Origin of the sequence: Streptomyces lycii (assembly GCF_009735685.1) — a bacterium.
GTDB classification, from domain to species: Bacteria; Actinomycetota; Actinomycetes; order Streptomycetales; family Streptomycetaceae; genus Streptomyces; species Streptomyces lycii.
The window spans coordinates 1-8,392 of the sequence record NZ_WHPN01000382.1 but is presented as its reverse complement, the minus strand read 5'-3'; the positions used below and the strand labels follow the sequence as shown (position 1 = coordinate 8,392).

At 75.6% G+C, this 8,392-nt stretch carries 5 protein-coding genes and 1 pseudogene; all 6 read left to right on the top strand.

Annotation, left to right across the window (positions count from 1 at the left end; translation table 11 throughout):
- The first annotated feature begins 41 nt into the window (after positions 1-41).
- Positions 42-1,091: a methionine ABC transporter ATP-binding protein gene (locus GCU69_RS26150; protein WP_098750985.1), complete on the top strand. Its 1,050-nt coding sequence runs from the start codon at positions 42-44 to the stop codon at positions 1,089-1,091.
- On the top strand, positions 1,088-1,816 hold the full coding sequence (locus tag GCU69_RS26145) for a methionine ABC transporter permease (RefSeq protein ID WP_098750984.1): 729 nt from the start codon (positions 1,088-1,090) through the stop codon (positions 1,814-1,816). The genes GCU69_RS26150 and GCU69_RS26145 overlap by 4 nt, the downstream gene beginning before the upstream one ends.
- A 113-nt stretch (positions 1,817-1,929) precedes the next feature.
- Entirely contained in the window at positions 1,930-2,781 is an 852-nt protein-coding gene (locus GCU69_RS26140) for a MetQ/NlpA family ABC transporter substrate-binding protein (RefSeq protein WP_098750983.1), read from the top strand.
- Positions 2,782-2,922: 141 nt separating this feature from the next.
- On the top strand, positions 2,923-3,561 hold the full coding sequence (locus tag GCU69_RS26135; protein ID WP_098750982.1) for a GNAT family N-acetyltransferase: 639 nt from the start codon (positions 2,923-2,925) through the stop codon (positions 3,559-3,561).
- Positions 3,562-3,734: 173 nt separating this feature from the next.
- The gene (gene cbiE, locus GCU69_RS26130) at positions 3,735-4,967 is read left to right on the top strand and encodes a precorrin-6y C5,15-methyltransferase (decarboxylating) subunit CbiE (protein ID WP_098750981.1); all 1,233 of its coding nucleotides are present in this window, start codon (positions 3,735-3,737) and stop codon (positions 4,965-4,967) included.
- 267 nt (positions 4,968-5,234) lie between these two features.
- Positions 5,235-8,392: pseudogene (locus tag GCU69_RS26125) on the top strand (hypothetical protein); the annotation flags it as partial.

The window sequence follows — 8,392 nt, the reverse complement described above, 5'->3', positions numbered from 1 at the left end:
GCCAGGACGGCCGCGCACTCGACAGTGACGGACGAACCCCTGTGATCACCACCAAGGACCTGACCAAGGTCTACCGCTCACGAGGACGGGAGATCACCGCCCTCGACGGCGTCGACCTGCACGTCCGCGAGGGCGAGGTGTACGGCGTCGTCGGCCGCAGCGGCGCCGGCAAGTCCACCCTCATCCGCTGCGTCAACCTGCTGGAGCGCCCCAGCTCCGGCACGGTGACCGTGGACGGGCAGGACCTGACCGCCCTCGCCGGCCGCGGCCCCCGGGCGGGCGCCGCGCTGCGCCAGGCCCGCACCCGGATCGGCATGGTCTTCCAGCACTTCAACCTGCTGTCCTCGCGCACCGTGCAGGACAACGTCGAACTGCCGCTGGAGATCCTCGGAGTCTCCGGCCGGGAACGCGGCCGCAAGGCCCTGGAACTGCTCGACCTGGTCGGCCTCGCCGACCGGGCCCGCGCCTACCCGGCGCAGCTCTCCGGCGGCCAGAAGCAGCGCGTCGGCATCGCCCGCGCCCTCGCCGGCGACCCCAAGGTGCTGCTCTCCGACGAGGCGACCTCCGCCCTCGACCCCGAGACGACCCGCTCGATCCTCCAGCTGCTGCGCGACCTCAACCGGCAGCTCGGGCTCACCGTGCTGCTCATCACTCACGAGATGGACGTCGTGAAGGCGGTCTGCGACTCGGCGGCGCTCATGAAGGGCGGCCGGATCACCGAGTCCGGCACCGTCCCGGAGCTGCTCGCCACCCCCGGATCGGAGCTGGCCCGGGAGCTGTTCCCGGTCGGCGGCGAGCCCTCCGGCGAGGACCGCACCGTGGTGGACGTGACCTTCCACGGCGAGGCGGCGACCCGGCCGGTGATCTCCCAGCTCTCCCGTACGTACAACATCGACATATCGATCCTCGGCGCGGCGATGGACACCGTCGCGGGCCGCCAGGTCGGCCGGATGCGCATCGAACTTCCCGGCCGCTTCGAGGAGAACGTCGTCCCGATCGGCTTCCTGCGCGAGCAGGGCCTGCAAGTCGATGTCGCGACCGCCGCGGACCCGGCCCCCGCGACCGAGCTTGTGAAGGAAGGTGCCAAGTGACCTGGGACCAGATGCAGCCCCTGCTGTACGCCGCGTGTCTCGACACGCTCTACATGGTGCTCTGGTCGACGGTGTACGCCGTCCTCGGCGGGCTGCCGCTCGGTGTGCTGCTGGTCCTCACCGACCGCGGCGGCCTGCTCCGGAACACCGTGTTGAACAAGGTCGTCGGGGTGGTCGTGAACGTCGGCCGCTCGCTGCCGTTCTTCATCCTGATGATCGCCCTGATCCCGTTCAGCACCCTGCTGGTCGGCACCTCCATCGGCCCCACCGCCGCCGTCGTGCCGCTCGCCGTCAGCGCGATCCCGTTCTTCGCCCGGCTGGTGGAAACCGCGGTCCGCGAGGTCGACGGCGGGCTCGTCGAGGCCGTACAGGCCATGGGCGGCGGCACCTGGACCGTGGTGCGGAAGGTGCTGCTCCCGCAGTCCCTGCCGTCCCTCGTCGCCGGCCTGACCACCACCGTCATCGCCCTCATCGGCTACTCGGCCATGGCCGGGGCCGTCGGCGGCGGCGGGCTCGGCAACCTCGCCAAGACCTACGGCTACCAGCGCTTCGAGACCAATCTGATGATCATCACCGTGGTGCTGCTGATCGTCCTCGTCAGCGTCGTCCAGCTGGCCGGCGACCTCGCCGTACGGGCCCTCGCCCGCCGCGGCCGGTCCGAGGCCGCGCCCGCGACGCGCCTGCTGCGCGGCCGCCCCGCGCCGGCCGTGCCGGAATCCGCCTGACAGCGCCCGGCACCGCCGGACACGGCGCCCGCCGCACCACCGAGCCCGGACCCTTCGCCGGGCGGAACCACCTCCGCAGCACGCTGCGGCATTCTTGAGAAAGGGCACTCTTCGTGCGCACTTCCGTGAAGCTCTCCGCCGCCGTCGCGGCCGCCGCCACCCTCGGCCTCGGCGCCTGCAGCGCCCCCTCCGACGCCGGATCCGGCGCCGGTTCGTCCGGGGGCACCGACGCGCCCCTGACCGTGGCCGCCACCCCGACCCCGCACGGCGACATCCTCAACTACGTCCGGGACAACCTGGCGAAGGACGCCGGCCTCGAACTGGAGGTGCGGGAGTTCGACGACTACGTCCTGCCGAACACCGCCACCCAGAGCGGCGAGGTCGACGCCAACTTCTTCCAGCACAAGCCCTACCTCGACGACTTCAACGAGCAGAAGGGCACCGACATCGTGCCCGTCGTGAACGTCGAGCTGGAGCCCCTGGGCCTCTACTCCGAGAAGCTCGACGCCGTCTCCGGCCTCGAGCCCGGCAGCACCGTCGCGCTCCCCGACGACGCCACCAACGAGGGCCGCGCCCTCAAGCTCCTCGCCGACAACGGCGCCATCGAACTCAAGGACGGCGTGGGCAGCGAGGCCACCCTCGCCGACATCGAGGACGACAAGGGGCTCCGGTTCAAGGAGCTGGAGGCCGCCCAGATCCCGACCCGGCTCGCCGACGTCGACGCCGCCGTGGTCAACGGCAACTACGCGATCGGCGCCGACCTGAAGCCCGCCAAGGACGCCATCGTCCTGGAGAAGGCCGAGAACAACCCGTACGCCAACTTCCTCGCCGTGAAGAAGGGCAACGAGGACGACCCGCGCGTCAAGAAGCTCGCGAAGCTGCTCAACTCGGACCCGGTCGAGAAGTTCATCCAGGACAGGTTCGAGGGCTCCATCCTGCCCGCCTTCGGCCCCGTCGGCTCCTGAACCCCGCGTCCGCACCGCGGATCGCGTAGCCTCAGGCCCCGTCCCGGCGGGGCCTGAGGCACGCCCACCCGGCGCTGCGCCACCCCGTCCGCATGCTGCATGCTGGGCTGTCCAGCTGGAATTCCCGAACCGGAGCGGCGCATGACACCCACTTTCCCGGACATCACGATCAGCACCGACCGGCTGGTGCTGCGGCCGTTCGAGGAGGGAGACGTGCCCGCCCTCGCGGACATGATGAACGACGAGCTGGTCATCGCATGGACCTCCGTCCCCCAGCCGTACACCGTCCACCACGCCCGCGAGTGGGCCACCCGGGCCGCCCCCGCCGAGCGCACCGAGGGCCGCGGCATCGTCTTCGCCGTGACCGAGTTCCTCACCCAGCGGCTGGTCGGCAGCGTCCACCTGCGGAACACCAACTGGCGCTGCCGCTCCGCCGAGGTCGGCTACGTCACCGCCCCCTGGGCCCGCGGCGAGGGCTACGCCTCGGAAGGCCTGCGGGCCGTCGCCCAGTGGCTCTTCCAGCACCAGGGATTCGAACGCCTGGAACTGCGCACGGCCGCCGACAACACCGCCTCCCAGCAGGTCGCCCAGAAGACCGGGTGCATCAGCGAGGGCGTGCTGCGCAACGCCTGGATAGCCCGCACCAGAACCGAGGACGGTGGCTGGGCCGACATCCGGACCGACCTGATCGTCTGGAGCCTCCTCCCGGAGGACCTCGACGACCTCGCGGAGGAATCCGCCGCAGGCGGCGGCCGCGGCGCCTACGCCGACTGGAACTGACACCCGGGTGGCCCGCCGGGGTCCCCGCGGGCGCCGGTCCGGACCAGGCGGGGTACCCTCACCGTGCCCGCGCCGCGCCGCGCGCCCGGCGCCACCGCACCGCGGGCGACGCTCCGCACCGCGAGCCACCGACACGCGCGACGAGACCAGAACTGCCCAGGAGACAGACGACGATGGCCGACCGGGTCACGGTGATCGGATGGGACGGTTCGCCGCTGACCGACGCGGCCCGTTCCGCACTCGGCGCGGCCACCCTCGTGGCCGGAGCCGCGCACCACCTGGCCCTGCCCGAAGTCCCCCCGGCCGCCGAGCGGATCAGGCTCGGCAGCGTCGCCCTCGCCGCCCGCCGCATCGTGGGACACCGCGGCACCGCCGTCGTCCTCGCCGACGGCGACCCCGGGTTCTTCGGAGTCGTCCGCACCCTGCGCGCGCCGGAGCACGGCCTGGAGGTCGAGGTCGTCCCCGCGGTCTCGTCCGTCGCCGCTGCCTTCGCCCGCGCCGGGATGCCCTGGGACGACGCCCGTATCGTCACCGCGCACAGCCGTGACCTGCGCCGCGCGGTCAACGTCTGCCGCGCGCACACCAAGGTCGCCGTCCTCACCTCGCCCGGCGCCGGGCCCGCCGAACTCGCGCTGCTGCTCGGGCCGGTGCACCGCACGTTCGTCATCTGCGAGGCCCTGGGCACGGACCAGGAGCAGGTCACCGTCCTCACCTCCGACAAGGTCGCCGACCACACCTGGCGCGACCCCAACGTCGTCATCTCCATCGGCGGTTTCCGGGCGCCCGTCGAACAGGGCACCGCCTGGATCGCCGGGGGCGAGCCCGGCGCCGGCCCGTCCGCGCCACGCGGCTGGGCGCTGTCCCCGCACGAGCACGGCGGCCCGTTCACCGAGGCCGAGACGGGGCAGCTGCGCGCCGCCCAACTCGCCCGGCTGGGCCCCCGCGTCGGCGACCTGGTCTGGGACATCGGCGCGGGCAGCGGCGCAGCCTCCGTCGAGACGGCCCGGTTCGGCGCGGCCGTCATCGCCGTGGACCGCGACCCCGAAGCCTGCGAACGCACCGCCGCCGCCGCGCGGCGGCACGGCGTACAGCTCCAGGTCGTCCAGGGCACCGCCCCGCACATCCTCGAAGACCTGCCCGAACCGGACACCGTACGGGTCGGCGGCGGGGGCGTGCCCGTGATCGCCGCCTGCGCGGCGCGCAGGCCGGAACGGATCGTCACCCACGCGGCCACCCGCGACGAGGCGGAGGCCGTCGGACGGGCCCTGGCCGAGGCCGGATACGGCGTCGAGTGTTCGCTGATCCAGGCTGTGGATTTGGACACGTCGAACTCCGCCGGGTGGACGGAAAAGCAGCGTGCGGTGGCCTTTTTCCTCTGCGGCCACCGGGTCGGGCGACCCTTCTGAGCTTCTCTCCCCGTGACCTGTGCGGCTGTCGCGCCAGGTAGGCTGGCGGACTGTTGTCACGTAGCTGTCACGCAGCGCGGTGTTCGGCACTTCGTTCGTCAATGCCCGGAACGGTCTGGTGGATTCGAGCGGGTAAGGGCGCTTTCGTGGACGCGTGACGTGCCGCCCGGCGGGCACGCTCGTTGTCCCGGTGGGCGGCCACCGCGTCGCGGCCGGGCGCGCCGGACGACCGGTTGAAGGAGCACTACCGATGGGCGAGGGGTACGCATGACTGACACCGGCCAGATCCCCGGCGAGGGGCTGCCGGAGTACGCAGGCGGACAGCAGGAGACACCGCGGTACGCGGATTCCACGCACCCCGCAGGCACCGGCCCCTCGGACCACCACCCGCACTTCGTACACGCCGGCCACGCGCACGGCTATCCGCAGGACCCGGCCTACCCGCAGCCGGCCATGCTCCCCGCCGAGGAGGACGACCTGCTGCTGATGCCCGGCACCCACGGCGCCTGGAGCGAGCAGCCCGCGGCCGGGACCGTGCCGGGCCCCATGCCGGAGGCCGAACCGGCGCCCGGCGGCCCGCAGTTCGGTGCGGCGGCCCCGGCGCCCTCCCCGCACACGTCGGTCCCGGGACAGCCCTCCGGCCCGCTGGACCAGGGCTATCCGGTCCAGGGCACCGGCGGCCACGACGCCATGCCGCAGCCCGGCGCCGGTCACGACAGCACCGGGTACGACGGCGCGGGTTACGGCACGCCGGGCCCGGGCGGAACGGGCCGGGCGCCCGGGAACATGCCCGGCTACGCGGCCCCGGCGGACCACGGAACCGTTCACATCCCGCGGCCCGCGACCGAGCAGCCGGCGGCCGGGGACTCCTCGGCCGGGCAGCCGGCCGCCGGACAGGCCGCGGCGCAGGCGGAGGCACAGCGGACCGGCGGGCGGCAGGCCCAGCCCGTGCAGCAGCCCGCACCGGCCCGCCGTCCGCTGCACATGGGCCCGCCCGTGCCCGAGTCGACGGGCGGTGTCGTGCGTTCGCTCGCCGACCGGGGCCCGGCGGGGACACCCGCCCGGCGCCCGGCCCGGCCCGCCGCCGCGGAACCGGACGCGCCGGAGCACGGCGTGCCCCAGCAGGGCGCCGGGGAGCCCGGTCCCGGGCAGCCCGGCACGCCGGAATCCCCCGCCCCGGAGGCGGCTGTTGCCCCGGAGGCTGTTGCTCCGGAGGCGGCCGCCGCCGCGGAGCCTGCCGTCGCAAAGACGCGGGAGACCGCTCCGCCCGTCGTCCCCGGCCCGGGCGACGAGACGGCCGGGGCACCCTTCGCCGTACCGCCGTACGCCGGGCAGCCCGCGGCGAATCTGCCCGGACCGCAGCTCGGCGAGATCCCGGCACGGACGACGTACTGGGGCGCCGGTGCGGCTGCCCCGGCGGCGGCCGCGACCCCGGCTGCCCCGGAGGCGGCGGCGGGCACGGCAACCCCCGTCCTGCCCACGGCACCGGACACCGGGGAGGCGCCCGCGACGGAACCGGCCGGCGCCACCGGGACCACCGCGCCCACCGCCCCGGGCTCCGGGAACGGCACCGGCGCCGCGCAGCCCGCGCCGGGCGGCGCGGGGGCGGCCACCGGAACCGGGGAGCAGGGCGCCGGACAGGGCGAGCGGCAGGCCGCCCCGGACCGGGAAGCCCCGGCCGTACCGGCGGACCCGGCACAGGCCGCCGCGCCCGCCACCACCGACGAAGAGCCCGGTCATCCGCGGTCCGGGTCTCCGGCCGCCGGAGCAGCCGCCGGGCAGCAGGGACCGCAGCCGGACGGCACCGGAGAGGCACCGCAGGCTGCCGCCGACGGCCGGGCCCAGGATCCGGCGGCGGAACCGGCCACCGCGGCACCGCCGCAGCCCACCGGCGCCGACACCGGTGCCGACACCGGCGCCGACACCGACACCGCGGCCGCACCGCCGCAGCCCGGAGCCGGCGCCGCGACCGGCGCGCAGCCGACGGCCGGTGACGGAAATGCGGAGGCCGCGGCCGGACACCGGCTCCCCGCCGCCGGGACCGGGGGAGAGGTGCCGCCGTCGCCCGGCGGGGAGGCACCGGCTGCCGGTGCGGCCGAGAGCACCGGCGTGACCGGCGGCCCGGGCAGCACACCCGAGACCGGCACCGCTGAGACCGGCACCGCTGAGACCGGCACCGCTGAGACCGGCACCGCTGAGACCGGCACGCCTGAGACCGGCACCCGTGAGATCGGCGCGCCCGAGACCGGTGTGCACGGGGAGAGCGCGGCGGACGAGACGGCCGGAGACCCGGACGCCGCGGCACCGGCGGCCGCAGGGAACACGGACCCCCGGCCCGGCGACAACGGGGCGGCCGACGCGGACGCACCGGACACCGCCGTGGCCGCGCTGCCGGACCAGCAGGCGCCCGGAGCCGCGGAGCAGTCGGCGACCGCCGCTCCGGAGGACGGCACGCGGGCGCCCTCGGGCGCCGAGGACGGGAACACCGCGGCCGTCGTGGCCGACGGGGCGGCGACGCCCGCCGGGACGACCGGCGACGCGGGGCCCGCCGGGGGCTCCGTACCGGAGGGCGCAGGCTCCGTACCGGAAGCCGGAAGCTCCGTGCCGGAAGGCGAAGCGAGCGCCGCCGCGGCCTCCGAGCCCGCTGGGACGGAGGGCCGGACCGACGGCACCGGCACGCGGCGGAGGGCCGCCCGGAACCCCGGAGCCCCGGAAGCCGAGGGCACGGCCGCGGAGAAGCCGCGGTCCCCGGCGGGCGCCCGCGGGCGCCGTCGCCGCGCGGTGCAGGCCGCGTTCAGCGACGAGCCCGCACAGCAGGCGGCCGTCGAGGACGGCACGGGTGAGGCCGCAGTGATCGGCGGACCCGTGAACGGTGTCGACCGGCGGTCCGGCCGAGCGCCGGGAGAAGAAGGGACGACCACGGCCGAAACCGCGGAGACTGACGGCACCGCTTCCGCACCGGCGGCCGAGCAGCGTCCGGCCACGCCGCGGGGCAGGCGCCGCAAACCGGCGACCCCGGAGGCGGGCGCACCGGATCAGGACGCCGGGAACGAGGAGGCGGGCGCCCCGGAACCGGAAGCCGGGCACGAGGCGGCCGCGCGCGGCGGCACCGGCGCGGCGGCGGCCGAGGAGGGCACCGCGCACGCCGGTGCCGCCGGGGAGCAGCAGCCGGACGGTACGGCCGTCGGCGACAGCGGGGTCCAGCAGGACGCCCCCGAGCCCGGAACCGCACAGTCCGTACAGTCCGCACAGCAGGCGCGGTCCGCGCGGGACTCCGCCGGAAACGCGGCCGCGGAACAGCCGGGGGAGCAGGCCACGGAGCAGGTATCGCGGCCCCGGGACGCCGAGGGACAGCCGGAGACGGACGGCGCCGCCGGGGCGGCAGCGCCCGCCGCCCCGGCCCAGGTCTCGGAAGACACCGCTCC

What these genes read in the sequence shown, in the direction of transcription:
- GCU69_RS26135 (WP_098750982.1), top strand. Translation starts at nt 2,923, where the DNA reads ATGACACCCACTTTCCCGGACATCACGATCAGCACCGACCGGCTGGTG.
- cbiE (WP_098750981.1), top strand. Translation starts at nt 3,735, where the DNA reads ATGGCCGACCGGGTCACGGTGATCGGATGGGACGGTTCGCCGCTGACC.